The sequence below is a fragment of the Franzmannia qiaohouensis genome (assembly GCF_031451695.1).
GTDB lineage: Bacteria > Pseudomonadota > Gammaproteobacteria > Pseudomonadales > Halomonadaceae > Franzmannia > Franzmannia qiaohouensis.
Genome location: NZ_JARWAM010000009.1, coordinates 178,090 through 192,848 on the forward strand (window position 1 = coordinate 178,090; position 14,759 = coordinate 192,848).

The window sequence follows — 14,759 nt, forward strand, 5'->3', positions numbered from 1 at the left end:
CGCTAGGCCGATGCGGCCCTTATGTAGTAAATTAACAACGTGCGGCTCAACCATGGTGTCATTGCAATATCGTGGAATTCAGGCAGGTTATTGTACCAGCCAAGATGCGCCGCCACGGACCTCAATGTGCCGGGCAACGGGCAAGAAGTGCCGCGCAAGAGCAAGGGGATGACAACATGCTGGACACCCAACTGATGGAAGAAGGCCTCGCCCTGATGGCCTTCGGCATGGGCTTCGTGTTCGTGTTCCTGACCGTGCTGGTGGTCTCGACCACCCTGATGTCAATGCTGGTCAGGCGCCTGGCGCCGGCACCTGTCGCCGACGCCGCAGCGCGGCCCTCGGCGCCGGCGGCGGCCGACGACAACAGCGATGAACTCATGGTGGTGATGAGCGCCGCCCTGCACCGTTACCGTCAGCGCCATCGCCGCTAAGCGATGCCGCTGGCCAGCCAAGATACGATTTCAGCTACAAGGATAAGGTCACATGAGTGAGAGCCAACGCCCGCTGGGCATCACCGATGTGGTGCTGCGCGACGCTCACCAGTCGCTGTTCGCCACCCGCCTGCGTCTCGACGACATGCTACCGATCGCTGCCAAGCTCGACGAGGTCGGCTTCTGGTCGGTGGAGTCTTGGGGCGGTGCCACCTTCGACGCCTGTATCCGCTATCTCGGCGAAGATCCCTGGGCCCGCATTCGCGCCCTCAAGGAGGCGATGCCCAACACCCGCCAGCAAATGCTGCTGCGCGCCCAGAACCTGCTCGGCTATCGCCACTACGCCGACGACGTGGTCGACAAGTTCGTCGAGCGCGCCCGCGCCAATGGCGTCGACGTGTTCCGCGTCTTCGATGCCATGAACGACCCGCGCAATCTGGAGCGGGCGATCAAGGCGGTGCGTGACGTCGAGGGCCACGCCCAGGGCACCATCTCCTATACCGTCAGCCCGGTGCACACCATCGAAGGCTGGGTCGAGCTCTCCGAGCAGATCGAAGCGATGGGTGCCGACTCCCTGGCGATCAAGGACATGGCTGGGCTGCTCACCCCCTACACCGCCTTCGATCTGGTCTCGCGGCTCAAGAAGACGCTCAAGATTCCGGTCCACATGCAGTGCCACGCCACCACCGGCATGTCCACCGCCACCGCCCTCAAGGCGGTCGAGGCGGGCATCGACAACGTCGACACCGCGATCTCGTCGATGTCGATGACCTACGGCCACAGCCCCACCGAATCGGTGGTGGCGATCCTTGCCGGCACCGAGCGCGACACCGGCCTCGACCTCGAGCTGCTCGAGGAGATCGCCGCCTACTTCCGCGAGGTGCGCAAGAAGTACGCCGCCTTCGAAGGCTCGCTCAAGGGCATCGACTCGCGGATCCTGGTGGCCCAGGTGCCGGGTGGCATGCTCACCAACATGGAAGGTCAGCTCAAGGAGCAGGGCGCCGGCGACAAGCTCGACGACGTGCTCTCCGAGATCCCCAAGGTGCGCGAAGACCTCGGCTTCATCCCGCTGGTCACGCCGACGTCGCAGATCGTCGGCACCCAGGCGGTGATGAACGTGATGATGGGCGAGCGCTACAAGTCGATCTCCAAGGAGGTCCAGGCGCTGCTCAAGGGCGAGTACGGCGCTGCCCCTGCGCCCTACAACGAGGAGCTGCAGCAGCGCGTGCTGGAGGGCAAGGAGCCAATTACCTGCCGTCCAGCGGACCTGCTCGAGCCGGAGATGGACCGCCTGCGCGACGAGCTCAAGGCCAAGGCCAAGGACGAAGGCATCCGCCTTGAACAGGGCGAGCGCGAGATCGACGACGTGCTGACCTATGCGCTGTTCCCGCAGATCGGCCTCAAGTTCCTCAAGAACCGCGACAACCCCGATGCCTTCGAGCCTGTCCCCCAGGCGCCGGACGCCGCGGCGGCCAATCTTCCGGCGACGACCCAGAAGGGCGGTGCCGTGGCCAAGGCGTCGGATACCCAGGCCGCTGCCGGCCCCGAGACCTACACCATCACCGTCAACGGCAAGCAGTACGTGGTCGAGGTCGCCGAGGGCGGAGAGATTGGCCAGGTCCAGGAGGGCGCTGCGGCGACCCAGCCTGCGGCGGCGCCGGCTGCCCCGGCCGCCAGCGGCGAGCCGATCCCTGCGCCGCTGGCCGGCAATATCTTCAAGGTCAACGTCAAGGCTGGTGACAGCGTCGCCGAAGGCGACGTGGTGATCATCCTCGAGGCCATGAAGATGGAGACCGAAGTGCGTGCCGCCAGTGCCGGCACGGTATCCGAGGTCAAGGTCAAGGAAGGCGACAGCGTATCGGTAGGCGATACGCTGATCGTACTCTAAGGGCGGCGGCGCATGGATAACCTGTTGACGCTATGGTACGGCTCGGGACTGTATAACCTGCAGCCGGGCCAGCTGGTAATGATCCTGATCGGCCTGATGCTGCTCTATCTTGCCATCCACAAGAAGTTCGAGCCGCTGCTGCTGGTGCCGATCGGGTTTGGCGGTATCCTTGCCAATATTCCCGAGGCGGGGCTGGCGCTATCGGCCCTGGACCAGGCCATCGAGGTCGCCAGTCCGGCGGTGCTGCAGCAGATCGCCGCGGCCATGCAGCTGACCCTCGACCCGCTGGCCGGCCCCGAGGCGTGGCGAACCACCCTGTATGCCGAGTATCACAACGGTCTCGATCCCGAGCAGGTGCGTGCTGCCGGCGACGTAGCGCGGGGCGTGGGCTACGGCAACGGCATGCTCTACACCTTCTACCAGGTGGCCATCGCCTCCGGCATCGCGCCGCTGGTGATCTTCATGGGGGTCGGGGCAATGACCGACTTCGGTCCGCTGCTGGCCAACCCGCGCACCCTGTTCCTGGGCGCCGCGGCACAGTTCGGTATTTTCGCCACGGTGCTCGGTGCGGTGAGCCTGTCGGCGCTGGGGGTGATGGACTTCTCGCTCAACCAGGCCGCCGCCATCGGCATCATCGGCGGCGCCGACGGCCCGACCTCGATCTATGTGTCGAGCATCCTGGCGCCGGAGCTGCTCGGGGCGATCGCCGTGGCCGCCTACGCCTACATGGCGCTGGTGCCGCTGATCCAGCCGCCGATCATGCGTGCGCTGACCACCAAGCGCGAGCGCGAGATCACCATGACCCAGCTGCGCCCGGTGTCGAAGCTCGAGAAGATCGTCTTCCCGCTGGTGCTGCTGATGCTGGTGGCGCTGTTCCTGCCCGACGCGGCGCCGCTGCTGGGGATGTTCTGCTTCGGCAACCTGATGCGCGAGTGTGGCGTGGTCGAGCGCCTCTCCGACACCGCTCAGAACGCGCTGATCAACATCGTCACCATCTTCCTCGGCCTGGCGGTGGGCTCGCAGCTGGTGGCCAGCCAGTTCCTGGCGCTGGAAACGCTGGGCATCATGGGGCTGGGCATCGTGGCCTTCGCCATCGGCACCGGCGCAGGCATCCTGATGGCCAAGCTGATGAACGCCATGAGCAAGATGCCGATCAACCCGCTGATCGGCGCCGCCGGCGTCTCGGCGGTGCCGATGGCGGCACGGGTGGCCAACAAGGTGGGGCTGGAGTCCAACCCCCACAACTTCCTGCTGATGCACGCCATGGGGCCCAACGTGGCCGGGGTCATCGGCTCGGCGGTGGCCGCCGGGGTAATGATCAAGTACCTGGGCTAGTCGGCCCTGGCAATACCCACCAACAGCAAGGGGGCCTGATGGCCCCCTTGTTGCGTTATGCACTTGCGGTCAGTCCAGCGCCAGGTTCTGGCGGCGCTGCTTGAACCGGTAGCGCAGGGCCAGCACGATCGATAGCGCCGCCAGTGTCAGCAGCGCCAGCGAGATCGGTCGGGTGAAGAACAGCGTCCAGTCCTCGTTGGTCATCAGTGCGCGGCGCAGGTTGGTCTCGGCGATGGGGCCAAGGATCACGCCGAGTACCAGCGGCGCCAGCGGGTAGTCGAGCTTGGCCAGCACATAGCCGAAGACGCCGATGCCGAGCAGCAGGTAGATGTCGGTGACGCGGTTGTTCAGCGCGAAGGCACCGACCATGCAGCAGGTCAGCACCACCGGCACGATCACCGACTTGGGCACGCTGGTGACCTTGAGGAACATGCGCATGCTGAGCAGGCATACCACCAGCATCATGGCACTGGCGAGGAACATCGCCATGAACATGCCGTAGACGGTGTCGGCGTGGTCCATGATCAGGCGTGGGCCGACGCCGATGCCGTGGACCATCAGCGAGGCCATCAGCACCGCGTCCACCGCGCTGCCGGGGATGCCCAGGGCGATCATCGGGATCAGACCGCCGCCGGAGGTCGCCGAGTTGCCCGACTCCGAGGCGATCACCCCCTCGCTCGAGCCTTTGCCGAAGGCCTCGGGGTGCTTGGAGCCGCGCTTGGCCTGATCGTAGGCCAGCAGGTTGGCGATGCTGCCGCCCGCCCCCGGCACTGCACCGATGAAGACCCCGACCATCGACGAGCGGAACAGATTGAACGGATAGGAGAGTACCTCGCGCATCGCCGCCCAGGGCTTGAAGCTGATGCGGCTGTCGATCAGCTGCTTGCCGGCCTTGACCTCCTCGGCGTCCTCCACCTCGCGCAGCAGCTGGCTGACCGCGAAGATGCCGATCAGCACGATCAGGAAGGGAATGCCCGCCGACAGCATGCGCAGGTCGAACGAGAAGCGCGTCACGCCCATCAGCGGGTCGGCACCCACGGTGGCCAGGATCAGGCCGATGGCGCCGGCCAACAGGCCGCGCAGCATCGATCTACCGACCAGGCTGGCGACGATGGTCAGGGCGAACACCACCAGCGAGAAGTACTCCCAGGCGCCGAGCTTGACGGCAATCATGGCCAGCGGCGGGGCGGCGATGATGAGTACGATGGAGCTGAGCAGAGTGCCGAAGAATGATGCCCAGATGCCGATCGCCAGTGCCCGGCCGGGCTCGCCGCGGCGCGCCATGGGGTAGGCGTCGAAGGTAGTGGCCAAGGCCGAGGGCGTGCCGGGAATGCCCAGCAGCGCGGCACTGATCATGCCGCCGGTATAGCCGCCGATATACACCGCCAGCAGGGTGGCGACCCCCTGCAGGGCGGGCATGGTGAAGGTCAGCGGCAGTGCCAGCACGATGGCCATGGTGATGGTGAAGCCGGGAATGGCCGCGGTGATCACCCCGGCCACCACCCCCACCAGCATGGTCAGCATGGTGGGCAGGGTAAACAGCTGGTCGGCCCCTGCCAGAATGGATTCCATCATGTGCGGATTCCTGGGTCAGCGAATGGAAGCATTGAGCACCGCGCGGCCTACAGCAGCGAGCCGCGCGGCAGGGAGATGCTGAACACGTGGCGGAACAGGGCGTCGAGGCCCAGCGACATCAGCAGCGCGATGACCGCTGCAATCGCCAGCTGGCGTGGGCGGCGCGCACCGAGCAGCACCTGGCAGGCGAGCACGAAGGGCAGCGTGGCCCAGCGGAAGCCGACCAGCGGCATGGCAATGGCGTAGAGGGTGAACAACCCCAGCACGCCGAACGCCAGGCGGTGTTGCCACAGCCAGGCGCCGACGCTGCCGCTGGGCAGCGCCGCGGTATGCCGCAGCTTGGCCACTTCCTTGACGATCACGATGACGTTCAGCAGCGCCAGGATAGCCAGCATCAGACGCGGGAAGCTGCCCGAGCCGATCGGCTCCCAGGCCGACGACGGTAGCCCGCCGGCGTGGACGAACATCACCGCGGCGATGCCCAGCAGTGCCAGGTTGAAGACGATATGCCCTACCGCCTTGGCGCGTTCGCCGTGCGGGACGGGTTCCCGGCCTTGCGGCCGGGAGTCGGAGGAAGCCCCACTCATTGCTGCAGGTTCCCCGCCAGGCGCTCGATGGTGGCATCGAGTGTTTCGAGGTGGTCACGGTACTCGTCGGTACCCATGAACTGCACCTCGGCGCCGGCGTTGTTGACGCGGGTCACGAACTCCTCTTCCGCGGCCATCGCCTCGACCGCAGCGGCGAGCACCTCGATGCGATCCTCGGGGGTGCCCAGCGGGGCGATCAGGCCGCGCAGGATCGACAGGTTGAGATTGTCGTAGCCGAGTTCGGCGAAGGTCGGTACATCCGGGGTCTGCTCCATGCGCTCGGTGTGGCCGACGGCCAGGAAGCGCAGGTCGTCGTTCTCGACGAACTGCAGGCTGGAGGCGATATCGCCCATCGCCGCGTCGATGTGCCCGCCGACCAGTGAACGGATGCGTTCGCCGGTGCCCTCGAAGCCGACATAGCGGAACGACAGGCCCTCGGCCTCTTCAATCATCGCGCCGTGGATGTGCGGCACGCCGCCGAGGGTCACGCCGAAGCGAATCTCACCGGGGTTGTCCTGGGCATACTCGACGAACTCCTCGAAGGTCTCCCAGGGGCTGTCGGCGCTGACGGTCACGTACTGTGGCGAGGCGGTGATCGCGGCGATCGGCTCGTAGTCGTCCCAGTTGTTCTCGGTCAGGCCGGTGTGGTGGGAGACCATGAAGCCGTCGTGGACCTGGCCGATGGTGTAGCCGTCGTTGTCGCGGTCGGCGAGGTCGGCGAGCCCCGTGGTGCCGCTGACGCCGGGCATGTTGATGACCGGCAGCGGCTGGCCGAGGTGCGGCTCGATATGGCTGGAGACCAGGCGCATCAGCACATCGCTGCCGCCGCCGGGGCCCCAGGGCACGATGAACTCGATTGCGCTGTCGGGGTAGTCGTCGGCGTGGGCGGTGGCGGCCAGGCCGCCAACGGCGAGGCTGACGCCGGCCAGGGCGGTAGCGGCCAGGGTCCAGCGCTTGGCGAGGGGATGGCGCGAGGCGACATTGGGGTTATAGGGTGTCGGCATCTTGCTTCTCCGGTTGTGGTCGAGGAGGGGCCCGGCAGTGGCCGGGCCCGGAACTGCAGGGTTACCAGGGCAGCACGGCCCCGTCGGTGCGCGGCTCGGTACCGCCGCTGAGTACGCCGCTGGCGTTGTCACGCAGGATGATCTGGCCGCGGCCGAAGCTGATGGTGTCGGCGACCTTGACGATATCGTGGCCGCGCCGCGCCAGGGCCTGGGCGAGGTGGTCGGGGAAGTGCGGCTCGACCTCGACGGTCTTGCCCTGGGTCCACTTCCAGCGCGGCATGTCCAGCGCTGCCTGGGGGTTGAGATGATCCTCGAGCATGGCGGTGATCACCTGCACATGGCCCTGGGGCTGCATATAGCCGCCCATCACGCCGAACGGCCCCACCGCCTGGCCATCCTTGGTGATGAAGCCGGGGATGATGGTGTGGTAGGTGCGCTTGCCCGGGGCCAGGGCGTTGGGGTGCTCGGGATCCAGCGAGAACGACCAGCCGCGATTCTGCAGGCTGATGCCGGTACCGGGGATCACGATGCCCGAACCGAAGCCTTTGAAGTTGCTCTGGATGAACGACACCATGTTGCCGTCGCCATCGGCGGTGGCCAGGTAGACGGTACCGCCGCTAAGCGGATTGCCGTGAACCGGGTCGACGGCCTGCTCGCCGATCAGCCCGGCGCGCGCCTTGAGATAGCCGTCGTCGAGCATCTGCTCGACGCTTGGCCGCATGGCATCGCGCTCGGTGACGTGTGCGAAACCGTCGACATAGGCCAGCTTGGTGGCCTCGATGCGGCGGTGCAGGGTCTCCACCGGGTCGCGGCCTTCGGGGCCCATGCGCTCCAGCATGCCCAGTGCCTGCAGCACGATCAGCCCGCTGCCGTTGGGCGGAATCTCCCAGATATCGTGGCCCTTGTAGCGCACGCTGATCGGATCGACCCACTCCGGCTCGAAGCGCGCCAGGTCCTCCTTGCGCAGCAGTCCGCCGTGCTCGCGGAAAAAGGCGTCGATCTTGTCGGCCAGCTCACCCTCGTAGAAGGCGCGACCCTTGGTCTCGGCGATGGCACGCAGCGAGCTGGCGTGGCCCGGCGACGACCAGCGCTCGCCCGGCTGGGGCGCGCGGCCCTCGGGGGCAAAGGTCTCGAACCACGGCGTGAAGGCGGCATCGTCGTAGGCCGAGTAGCTGTGGAAAGCCTCGTTCCACATCTGGTGAATGACCGGCGATACCGCATAGCCCTCTTCTGCCAATGCCACGGCGGGTGCCAGCAGGTCGGCGAAGGGCAGCTTGCCGAAGCGCTCGGAGAGCGCCGCCCAGGCCGCCGGCGCGCCGGGCACGGTGACCGGCAGCAGGCCGTGGTTGGGCACGCGATCGTGGCCCAGCGCCTTCATGGCCTCGATGCTGGCGGCCTGTGGCGCCGGGCCGCTGGCGTTGAGGCCGTGCAGCTTGCCGTTGATCCAGACGATGGCGAAGACGTCGCTGCCCAGGCCGTTGGAGGTCGGCTCGACCACGGTCAGCGCCGCGGCGCTGGCGATGGCGGCATCCACCGCGTTGCCGCCCTGCTGGAGAATGCTCATGCCGACCTGGGCGGCCAGCGGCTGTGAGGTGGCGACCATGCCGCGGGTACCGAAGCTGGCCATACGCCGCGAGGGGCTGGGGTAGTAAAGCGCATCGTGCTGCATTGGGGGCTCCTTAATCGGCACCGGCGTCGCTGCGCTGGGCCTGTTGTCGATTGCGTTGAATCTTGCGGTCCTGATAGAGCGAGAAGATCACCGAGGCCACCGCCAGCGCCAGGAACAGCGCCGATAGAGGCCGGGTCAGGAAGGTCAGCCAGCTGTCGTCGAGCTCCAGGGCGCGGAACAGCTGGCGCTCGAGGTTGTTGCCCAGCACCACGCCGAGGATCAGCGGCGTCAGCGGCACCTCGGCCTTCCACAGCAGATAGCCGATCACCCCGAACACGAACAGCACCCAGATATCGAACAGGTTGTTGTTCAGCGCATAGGAGCCGATGGCGCACAGCATCAGCACCACCGGCACCAGGACTTCCTGGGGGATCAGCGAGATCTTGGCGAACCAGCGCACCAGCAGCAGCTGGCAGAGCACCATGATCACCGCGCCGATCAGCAGGCTGGCGTAGATGGCGCCGACCAGTACCGGGTTCTGCTCGAACATCAGGGGGCCGGGGGTGATGCCGTGCAGGATCAGCACGCCCATCATGATCGCCATCGGCAGGTCGCCGGGAATGCCCAGCGCCAGGGTCGGCACGAAGGCGCCGCCGGCCACTGCGCTGTTGGAGGCCTCGGAGGCGACGATGCCGCTGGGGGTGCCGGTGCCGAAGGTCTCCGGCTGGCGCGAGAACTTCTTGGCCTGGTCGTAGCTGATGAAGTTGGCCACGGTGCCGCCGGTGCCCGGCAGCGCGCCGACCAGGCTGCCGATCAGCGACGAGCGCAGGGTGTTGAGCTTCTGGCCGGCCATGTCCTTGAAGATGCGGCGGTAGGGAATCGAGACGTTGGTGTCGACGCCCTTGACCTTGCCCTGGTCGTCGCGCAGCTTCTCGAGGTTGCCCATCAGCTGGGAGAAGGCAAAGATGCCGATCATCACCGGCAGGATCTCGAAGCCCGAGCCCAGCGCCGGCAGGCCGAAGTCGAAGCGCAGGTTGCTGTTGCGGTCGTAGCCCACGGTGGTGATCAGCAGCCCCAGGGCGGCGGCCAACAGCCCCTTGAGCAGCGCGCCGTTGGAGAGTCCGGCGACCAGCGTCAGGGCGAACACGATCAGCGCGGTGATCTCCCAGGGCCGGAAGTTCATGCTGAAACTGGCGATCAGCGGGCCGAAGAACACCAGCACCGCGACGCTGATCAGGGTGCCGATGAACGACGCCGCCACGCCGATACCCAGGGCACGGCCGGGCTCGCCCTTCTGGGCCATGGGGTAGCCGTCGTAGACGGTGGTGATCGACGACGGCGTGCCGGGAATGCCCAGCATCACCCCGGAGACGATACCGCCGGAGTAGCCGCCCACGAACACCCCGACCATCAGCGACACGCCGCTGACCGGATCCATGGCGAAGGTGAAAGGAAACACCACCAGGATCGCCATGGTCACGGTGAAGCCGGGGATGCTGCCGCCGATGATGCCGAACAGCACGCCGATGATGATCAGCGCCAGTACCGCGGGGCTGCTGACCTGGCCAAGGGCCTGTAGAAAGAAATCCGCCATATGTCACTCCCAGGCGTCAGGGCAGCCAGACATTGAGGCCGTAGCGGAAGATCACGAACACCAGCGGCACCAGGGTGAAGCTGACGGCGAGATTGATGATCCACTTGCGGCGGGAATCGATCCCCAGCAGCAGTCCGAGGGAACTCACCAGGAAGGCCAGGGTGGCGACGATGTAGCCGACTAGCGGCAGCAGTGCGGCATACAGACCGAACAGTGCGAACAGCGAGAAGACCGTGCGGTTGTGGGCCAGCCACTGGATGAAGCTGCGCCGCGGTGCGTCGCTGGTGCCTGGGCCTGCGATCAGCGAGCGCGCCAGGATCAGCAGCGACAGCAGGCCTGTCACCACCAGCAGGATGCGCGGGAACAGCGCCGAGCCGTAGGGCTGCCAGGACGTCGGCGGGCGAATGTTGCCCGACTCGACCCACATCACGGCAACGATCAGTAGCAGGACCAGCGCCAGGGCGCGGTCCTTGGTAAGCGTCAACATCGAGATATCTCCCACTCCCCGCCCCGGCGCGCCGGGGCGGGGAGTTCGCTCAGTTCTGGAAGTCGATGTTCTCGGCGGCCGCCGACAGCGCCGCCTCGTTCTCGTCGAGGAACTCGAGGTAGTCATCGCCGGCCAGGAAGCGCACTACCGAGCCGAACTCGTTCTCGATGCGGCTCTGCACTTCTTCGTTCTCCAGTGCCTGGCCGTAGGCCTCGGCGATGGTGTCCTGGATCTCCTGCGGCGTGCCCTTGGGCGCGAAGATCCCACGGCTGGTGGAGTGGTCCATCTCGATGCCAAGCTCACGCAGGGTCGGCACGTCGGGCATGCTCTCCAGGCGCTCCGGATGGGCGATGGCCAGCGGGCGGAAGGTGCCCTCCTCGAAGAACGAGCCGCCGGACGGCAGGTTGAACATGGCGAAGTCGATCTCTTCGGCCAGCAGCGCCGAGACCTGCTCGCCGGTGTCCGGGTAGCCCACCAGGCGCACGTCGGCCATGTCGATGCCGGCTTCCTGGAAGAACTGCGCCCAGAAGAAGTGGTCGGTGGAGCTGGGGATCATGCTGAAGCGCACCTGGCCCGGGTTCTCGCGCACGTAGTCGGCGATCTCGTCGGCGCTCTGCACCTCATGGTTGGCGTGTGCGGTGGGGATATTGATGGTCTGGGTCAGCAGCGCGATCGGCTCGAAGGCGTCGAAGGAGTAGTCGACGGTGCCGGCCAGCTTGGACAGCGCGATGGTGTCGTGGCTGCCGAGCAGCGTATAGCCGTCCGGGTCGGCATCCTTGACGTTGCGCGAGCCCAGCGTGGCGCCGGCGCCGGCCATGTTGACCGGCACGATCGACTCGCCCAGGTACTGCTCGGCTTCCTGGGAGATCAGCCGGAAGATGATGTCGGTGGCGCCGCCCGGCCCATAGGGAATGATCAGCCGGATGTCCTGCTCGGGATAGTCGGCCTGGGCGGTGCCGGTAAAGGCCAGGCTCGAGGCCAGGCCGATGGCGGCGATGGCGGTGGTGAGACGTAGCTTGGAACGCGTCATAGGTAACACCTTTTATATTTTGGTGGTGTGGTTGTGATCCGCCGGGCCTGCCGGCGGCGAGTGAGCGCGTGATCCCGTTGTCGGGTTATTGTGTCGTTGCGGCGGGCGTCTCAGCCCAGAAACACTCCTCCATAAACCAGTGCGCCAAGGACCACGAAGGCCGGATGGGCGCGAAATCGAAGCAGCGCCACGGCGGCCACGGTGCCGATCAGCAGGGTGTGGAGCAGCCCGGCGCTGTCGATGCCTTCGCTGAAGAAACTCCAGGTCAGCCAGGCCATCATCAGCGCGATCACCGGGCGCACCCACTGGCTCATGCGCTTGACCCGCGGCGACTCGCGGTGGCGATAGAGCAGCCCCAGGGCGCCAAGCATCAGCAGCAGCGATGGCACCACGGTGGCGAATACCGCGACGATGGCGCCGCCCACGCCGGCCACGTCGTAGCCCACGTAGCCGGCCATCTTGGTGGCGATGGGGCTGGGCAGGGCGTTGCCCAGCGCCAGGGTCTCGGCGAACTCCTGGGCGCCCATCCAGCCGTAGCGGCCGACCACTTCGGCCTCGATAAGCGGAATGATCGCCGGTCCGCCGCCGTAGCCGATGATGTTGGGAATGAAGAAGGCCAGGAACAGCTCCCAGTAGATCATGGGGTGGCCTCCCGCTTGGACGTCGGGCGCAGCAGCGCCGCCGCCAGGATGCCGCCGATCACCCAGCCGGGATGCACGCCCAGCCAGTAGATCAGCACGCCGGCCACGGCCGCCATGGCCAGGCTGACCAGCCAGCCCAGCGCCAGCTGCGACTTGTTGAGGAAGTCCCAGGCGAGTTGGCCCATCATCACCATCACCACCGGCACCACGCCCTGGCCCATGCCCTGGATCCAGGCGACGTCGCGATAGCGGCTGAACACCCCGAGCAGGGCGATCATGGCGATGATGGTGGGCAGGATCACGGCCAGCACGGCGTTGATGCAGCCGGCCACGCCGCCGACGCGGTAGCCGATATAGCCGGGCATCTTGGTGGCGATGGGGCCGGGCAGGGTATTGGCGATGGCCAGGATATCGCTGAACTCCTCGTCATCGAGCCAGGCGTGGCGCTTGACCACCTCCTGCTGGACGAGGGGAATCATCGCCGGGCCGCCGCCGAAGCCGAGCAGGCCGATACGCAGGAAGGCCATGAACAGGTCGCGCTGGCGGGCCGGGGCCGGGCGAGCTACCGATTTATCCATATGCTCTCTCCCGCCAAGCCGGATTCTGGATTTCTATAGTAGAATGATGGCATTCCATATCGTCTTGTTGTCAAAAAATCGATTATCTGTACTAGAATATAGTTTGCTGGCAAAACATGCGTCAAGCGGGACGATGACAAACGGTCAGGACAAGCGACCGGTAAAAGCGGCCGGTAACCGTCAGGAGATGCCATGGGTGTTCCACGTCGTAAGGAGAGTGCTACCACCGCCAGCCGGGTGTTCGACGCCATGCGTCACGACCTGGTCAATGGCCGTTTTGCCGCCGGCGAGAAGGTGGCCATCAATGGCCTCAAGGAGCAGTATCAGGTGGGCTTGAGCCCGCTGCGCGAAGCGCTAAACCGCCTCGCCGCTTACGGGCTGCTGGTACAGGAGAATCAGCGCGGCTTTCGGGTGCCGCGGCTGGATCGCCGCGAGCTGGATGACGTCGCCGGCATGCGCCGCGAGCTGGAAGGCATGGCCCTCGAGCGGGCGATCCTCAACGGCGACGCCGAGTGGGAGTCGGAGCTGCTGGCCGCGGCGCACCGCCTCAAGCGAGCGGACCTATCGCCGACCAAGGTCGACGAGTGGGAGCAGCTGCACACGCGCTTCCACAGCACCCTGGTGGCCCCCTGCGGCTCGGTGTGGCTGCTGCGTTTCATCGATCAGCTGCACGACCAGTTCGACCGCTATCGGCGCATGGCGCCGGGCGTGCCGGAGGTGCGCAAGATTCTCGATGCCCAGCACGGCGAGCTGGTCGAACTGGCGCTGGAGCGCGACGTCAAGGCGGCGCGAGCGCTGCTCGAGGACCATATCGAGCGCTCCTACGAAGTGGCCCTGGGCAGCTGCAAATAGCTCAGGCGGTGACGCTGAGCCGCCCCTTGAGCCGTGAGGCCAGCTCATCCAAGTCAGTGCTCTCCTTGGCGGCGGGCCAGCCGACCTGCAGGGTCACGCCGCTGGCGTGGTAGTCGGCGCCATGAACCGGAATCTGGCGCTCGGCGAGCCAGCTGCGGGCTTCGGCTTCGCCGGCGAAGTCGAGGCCGAGGGTGAGTCTGCGGCGGGGAGTGAAGTCGCGGCGAGGCAGCGTCTCGAGGCCCTGGGCCACGGCCTGGGAGTAGGCGCGGGCCAGGCCGCCGGTGCCCAGCTTGGTGCCGCCGAAGTAGCGCGTTACCACGCAGCCCACCTGGCCGATGCCGGCACCATCCAGCACCTGGAACATCGGCCGTCCGGCGGTACCGCCGGGCTCACCGTCGTCGGAAAAACCTATCGCCTGCTGCTCGCCGGGTGGACCTGCAATGAAGGCGCTGCAGTGGTGGCTGGCGCCGGGATGGGCCGTCCGCGCAGCGGCCAGCAGCGAGTCGAAGGCCTCGCTGGTGGGCGCATGACACAGCCAGGCAATGAAGCGACTCTTCTCCACCTCCAGCTCACTCTCGTGCCACAGGCCCTCCTCGAGGTCGGGGATCGGATAGCCCATCACATCAGCTGAGTCGGCTGGCGCATCACGCCCATCACCATGCCCAGCACCTTGATGTCGTCGTTCTTGAGGAAGATTGGCGCCATGCTTTCGTTGGCGGGCTGCAGGCGCACCCCGGCCTTCTCGATATAGAGCTTTTTCAGGGTGACCTCCTGGTCATTGATCATGACGACCGCCGTCTCGCCGTTCTCGGCGCTCTCCTGGCGTTCGATGATGATCACGTCACCGTCGAAGATATTGCAGTCGATCATCGAGTCGCCGCACACCCGCAGGGCGTAGGTGTTACGGCGCACCATGCTGGTCGGAACGTAGACGCTGGCGGTATCGGTGCAGGCCTCGATGGGCATGCCCGCCGCCACCTTGCCGAGCAGCGGGACCTCGACCAGCTCGCCGAGTTCGCTGTCGTCGAGGGCCTGCCAGGCCTCTGCCATGGGCAGATTGGGCAGGCGATGCAAATAGTGCGGTGCAGACTGAAGCATGGTCTTTCTCCCTCAGGGGCAGGGTGCCAATACCTGTTATTTTTTACAGC

The 14,759-nt window shown here is 66.4% G+C and carries 15 protein-coding genes; 4 read left to right on the forward strand and 11 right to left on the reverse strand.

Annotated features, from left to right (window positions below):
* Positions 1-176 precede the first annotated feature (176 nt).
* From QC821_RS14035 to QC821_RS14045, 3 genes are read left to right on the forward strand one after another with little or no spacing between them, the layout of a single operon-like run.
* The gene (locus QC821_RS14035) at positions 177-431 is read left to right on the forward strand and encodes an OadG family transporter subunit (RefSeq protein ID WP_309722633.1); all 255 of its coding nucleotides are present in this window, start codon (positions 177-179) and stop codon (positions 429-431) included.
* A gap of 52 nt (positions 432-483) precedes the next feature.
* Complete coding sequence (oadA, locus tag QC821_RS14040) at positions 484-2,319, forward strand: sodium-extruding oxaloacetate decarboxylase subunit alpha (RefSeq protein ID WP_309722637.1); 1,836 nt, start codon at positions 484-486, stop codon at positions 2,317-2,319.
* 12 nt (positions 2,320-2,331) lie between these two features.
* Positions 2,332-3,654 (forward strand): sodium ion-translocating decarboxylase subunit beta, encoded by a 1,323-nt coding sequence (locus tag QC821_RS14045; protein WP_309722639.1) that lies wholly within the window; start codon positions 2,332-2,334, stop codon positions 3,652-3,654.
* A gap of 69 nt (positions 3,655-3,723) precedes the next feature.
* Here QC821_RS14045 and QC821_RS14050 read toward each other — a convergent pair whose 3' ends face one another.
* From QC821_RS14050 to QC821_RS14090, 9 genes are all read right to left on the reverse strand, one after another.
* Positions 3,724-5,229, reverse strand: a complete 1,506-nt coding sequence (locus QC821_RS14050) for a tripartite tricarboxylate transporter permease (protein WP_309722642.1) — start codon at positions 5,227-5,229, stop codon at positions 3,724-3,726.
* Positions 5,230-5,276: 47 nt separating this feature from the next.
* Positions 5,277-5,816 carry a tripartite tricarboxylate transporter TctB family protein gene (locus QC821_RS14055; protein WP_309722646.1) on the reverse strand — a complete coding sequence of 180 codons (540 nt, stop codon included), beginning with the start codon at positions 5,814-5,816 and terminating at the stop codon, positions 5,277-5,279.
* A complete protein-coding gene (locus QC821_RS14060) occupies positions 5,813-6,820 on the reverse strand; it encodes a Bug family tripartite tricarboxylate transporter substrate binding protein (protein ID WP_309722649.1) in 1,008 nt (335 codons plus the stop codon). Before QC821_RS14060 ends, QC821_RS14055 begins: the two co-directional genes overlap by 4 nt.
* A gap of 61 nt (positions 6,821-6,881) precedes the next feature.
* Positions 6,882-8,489, reverse strand: a complete 1,608-nt coding sequence (locus QC821_RS14065) for a gamma-glutamyltransferase family protein (RefSeq protein ID WP_309722651.1) — start codon at positions 8,487-8,489, stop codon at positions 6,882-6,884.
* A gap of 10 nt (positions 8,490-8,499) precedes the next feature.
* Positions 8,500-10,023, reverse strand: a complete 1,524-nt coding sequence (locus QC821_RS14070) for a tripartite tricarboxylate transporter permease (protein ID WP_309722654.1) — start codon at positions 10,021-10,023, stop codon at positions 8,500-8,502.
* Positions 10,024-10,039: 16 nt separating this feature from the next.
* The gene (locus QC821_RS14075) at positions 10,040-10,510 is read right to left on the reverse strand and encodes a tripartite tricarboxylate transporter TctB family protein (protein ID WP_309722657.1); all 471 of its coding nucleotides are present in this window, start codon (positions 10,508-10,510) and stop codon (positions 10,040-10,042) included.
* A gap of 49 nt (positions 10,511-10,559) precedes the next feature.
* Entirely contained in the window at positions 10,560-11,540 is a 981-nt protein-coding gene (locus QC821_RS14080) for a Bug family tripartite tricarboxylate transporter substrate binding protein (RefSeq protein WP_309722661.1), read from the reverse strand.
* A 110-nt stretch (positions 11,541-11,650) separates the two neighbouring features.
* The gene (locus tag QC821_RS14085) at positions 11,651-12,181 is read right to left on the reverse strand and encodes a chromate transporter (protein WP_309722664.1); all 531 of its coding nucleotides are present in this window, start codon (positions 12,179-12,181) and stop codon (positions 11,651-11,653) included.
* Positions 12,178-12,759: a chromate transporter gene (locus QC821_RS14090; RefSeq protein ID WP_309722667.1), complete on the reverse strand. Its 582-nt coding sequence runs from the start codon at positions 12,757-12,759 to the stop codon at positions 12,178-12,180. Before QC821_RS14090 ends, QC821_RS14085 begins: the two co-directional genes overlap by 4 nt.
* 192 nt (positions 12,760-12,951) lie before the next feature.
* Here QC821_RS14090 and QC821_RS14095 point away from each other — a divergent pair, with 192 nt between their 5' ends.
* Positions 12,952-13,611: a GntR family transcriptional regulator gene (locus tag QC821_RS14095; RefSeq protein ID WP_309722670.1), complete on the forward strand. Its 660-nt coding sequence runs from the start codon at positions 12,952-12,954 to the stop codon at positions 13,609-13,611.
* Position 13,612: 1 nt separating this feature from the next.
* On the opposite strand, the gene QC821_RS14100 is transcribed toward QC821_RS14095, so the two are convergent.
* Together QC821_RS14100 and lexA are read right to left on the reverse strand one after the other, a co-directional pair.
* Positions 13,613-14,230 (reverse strand): IMPACT family protein, encoded by a 618-nt coding sequence (locus tag QC821_RS14100; protein WP_309722673.1) that lies wholly within the window; start codon positions 14,228-14,230, stop codon positions 13,613-13,615.
* A complete protein-coding gene (gene lexA / locus QC821_RS14105) occupies positions 14,230-14,709 on the reverse strand; it encodes a transcriptional repressor LexA (protein ID WP_309722676.1) in 480 nt (159 codons plus the stop codon). The genes QC821_RS14100 and lexA overlap by 1 nt, the downstream gene beginning before the upstream one ends.
* Between the last annotated feature and the right edge of the window lie 50 nt (positions 14,710-14,759).

Bases quoted from the DNA above. Each gene is read 5' to 3' on its own strand.
- QC821_RS14035 (WP_309722633.1), top strand. From the start codon at position 177: ATGCTGGACACCCAACTGATGGAAGAAGGCCTCGCCCTGATGGCCTTC.
- oadA (WP_309722637.1), top strand. From the start codon at position 484: ATGAGTGAGAGCCAACGCCCGCTGGGCATCACCGATGTGGTGCTGCGC.
- QC821_RS14045 (WP_309722639.1), top strand. From the start codon at position 2,332: ATGGATAACCTGTTGACGCTATGGTACGGCTCGGGACTGTATAACCTG.
- QC821_RS14050 (WP_309722642.1), bottom strand. From the start codon at position 5,229: ATGATGGAATCCATTCTGGCAGGGGCCGACCAGCTGTTTACCCTGCCC.
- QC821_RS14055 (WP_309722646.1), bottom strand. From the start codon at position 5,816: ATGAGTGGGGCTTCCTCCGACTCCCGGCCGCAAGGCCGGGAACCCGTC.
- QC821_RS14060 (WP_309722649.1), bottom strand. From the start codon at position 6,820: ATGCCGACACCCTATAACCCCAATGTCGCCTCGCGCCATCCCCTCGCC.
- QC821_RS14065 (WP_309722651.1), bottom strand. From the start codon at position 8,489: ATGCAGCACGATGCGCTTTACTACCCCAGCCCCTCGCGGCGTATGGCC.
- QC821_RS14070 (WP_309722654.1), bottom strand. From the start codon at position 10,023: ATGGCGGATTTCTTTCTACAGGCCCTTGGCCAGGTCAGCAGCCCCGCG.
- QC821_RS14075 (WP_309722657.1), bottom strand. From the start codon at position 10,510: ATGTTGACGCTTACCAAGGACCGCGCCCTGGCGCTGGTCCTGCTACTG.
- QC821_RS14080 (WP_309722661.1), bottom strand. From the start codon at position 11,540: ATGACGCGTTCCAAGCTACGTCTCACCACCGCCATCGCCGCCATCGGC.
- QC821_RS14085 (WP_309722664.1), bottom strand. From the start codon at position 12,181: ATGATCTACTGGGAGCTGTTCCTGGCCTTCTTCATTCCCAACATCATC.
- QC821_RS14090 (WP_309722667.1), bottom strand. From the start codon at position 12,759: ATGGATAAATCGGTAGCTCGCCCGGCCCCGGCCCGCCAGCGCGACCTG.
- QC821_RS14095 (WP_309722670.1), top strand. From the start codon at position 12,952: ATGGGTGTTCCACGTCGTAAGGAGAGTGCTACCACCGCCAGCCGGGTG.
- QC821_RS14100 (WP_309722673.1), bottom strand. From the start codon at position 14,230: ATGGGCTATCCGATCCCCGACCTCGAGGAGGGCCTGTGGCACGAGAGT.
- lexA (WP_309722676.1), bottom strand. From the start codon at position 14,709: ATGCTTCAGTCTGCACCGCACTATTTGCATCGCCTGCCCAATCTGCCC.